The sequence below is a fragment of the Streptomyces albospinus genome, assembly GCF_014648695.1.
Lineage (GTDB): Bacteria > Actinomycetota > Actinomycetes > Streptomycetales > Streptomycetaceae > Streptomyces > Streptomyces albospinus.
Genome location: NZ_BMRP01000131.1, coordinates 1 through 1,590, shown reverse-complemented (window position 1 = coordinate 1,590; position 1,590 = coordinate 1). Strand labels below are relative to the sequence as shown.

The window sequence follows — 1,590 nt, the reverse complement described above, 5'->3', positions numbered from 1 at the left end:
AGCGGCAGTGGCGCATGCCGTGTCCGTGGGCGAACTCGTTGATGGTGCCCTCCACTCCGCAGCGGACCGCATAGCGGGCCTTCCACTCGGGTGTCTGCTGCTCGCTGCGGACACGGACTTGCAGGTCGCGGAGTTCTCGTGGAGGGAAGCCCACATTCCGGGCGCTCTCGCGGGAGCTGGTGCACCGGGGGCGGTCTGGACACGGCTGGCACTGGCTCTTGGTGAACCGTGCCACGATCAGGGGTGCCGCGGTGGGCGAGGAGGTCGGGTAGGGGCCGTGCCAGCCCTGGCTGACCTGGCCCTGGGGACAGGTGACTTGTCGGCGGTCGAAGTCGATGTGGAAGTCCTCCCGGTCGAAACCTTCGTTCCGGCGATGCTGGCGGGTGGGGTTGCCCGGCAGCGGCCCGCTGACAGTGACCCGATGTTCGCGCTCGGCTCGTTCCAGATGGACCAGAGAGGTGTAGCCGCCGTCGACCAGGTGCTCGGCAGGCAGCAGCTCGCGACGCGCCAGGCGGGGTGTGGATGCCGGGCAGGGCCTGGCCGTCGTTCGTAGCGGCCGAGGTGGTAGCCATATGCGTGATCACGTTGACGCTGCCGGAGGCGCACGTCTCGGTGACATGCGCGGCGAACCCCTTCCAGCTGATGATGTGCCCATGGCGGACGTAACGCGCCGTGGTGTCGTAGGGCGAGACGATTGCCGAGGAGGAGGGCGGCAGGCCGCCGTCGTCGGCGGTGCGCCAGCGCAGGCGGCCCGCCTCGTCGCGGTAGTAGTTCTGCACGACGATCTGCCGCAACGCCTCGGCCTGCGGACCGGGCCGGTAACCCGCCCCGTGCCGGTGGAGGCGTTCCAACAGCCGGCAGGCGTCCTCGCCGGCGGCGAGGATCCTGGTCTTGGGCCGGGTGGGGTTCTTGCCCAGACGGACCGGACGGCCGTAGCGGCGCCCCCAGTCCTCGTCGACCAGGCCGGTCAACAGGTGTGAAGCGGTGCTGGCCGCTTCTTCCAGCACGGCACGGACCGCCTCCGTGACCAGTTCCAGCCGGGTCAAGTCGCGCACCGCGGCCAGGACGTGGGTGGAGTCGGTGCGCTGCGTGGTGCGCTCGCGCACGAGTCCGGCCTCCTTCAGGCGCGCGAGCGCCAGATCGAGAAGACGGTCGGCGCGGTCGTCCTGGTCGAGGCGCTCACGGAAGTCGGCCAGCACGCTGTGGTGGAAGCCGGGATCGTCCAGCTCCAGGGCCATGGCGTACTTGAAATCGATGCGGCAGCGGACCGCTTCCGCTGCCTGCCGGTCCGACAGGCCGAGCAGTCGCACGAGTACCAGCCCGCGAAGTCCTCGTCGCACCACAGCCCGTCCAGCCGGTCTCTCACCCACATCGCCGTCGTACCGCCCGGGTTGCTCGCCCGCGCGATCTGCGCGGTCAGAGACGGGACTTGCTCACCGGAACGGGGACGGAGCGACAACAGGCACCTCGACAACTGCATCGGTCTTCGAAACAGCCCCGAGCATGCCCGCTGATCATGCTGGCGCACCGGTGTGCCTCCCCTCGTAGTGTGGAGATGTCCGCTATGAGGAAGTTCGATGGCAGAGATAC

The 1,590-nt window shown here is 69.2% G+C and carries 1 protein-coding gene and 1 pseudogene; both read right to left on the bottom strand.

What is annotated here, in order from left to right:
- The coding region (locus tag IEZ17_RS43710; protein WP_229853141.1) for a transposase at positions 1-337 on the bottom strand (337 nt) is incomplete at its 3' end.
- A gap of 898 nt (positions 338-1,235) precedes the next feature.
- Positions 1,236-1,310 (bottom strand): annotated as a pseudogene (locus IEZ17_RS43705) (hypothetical protein); the annotation flags it as partial.
- Between the last annotated feature and the right edge of the window lie 280 nt (positions 1,311-1,590).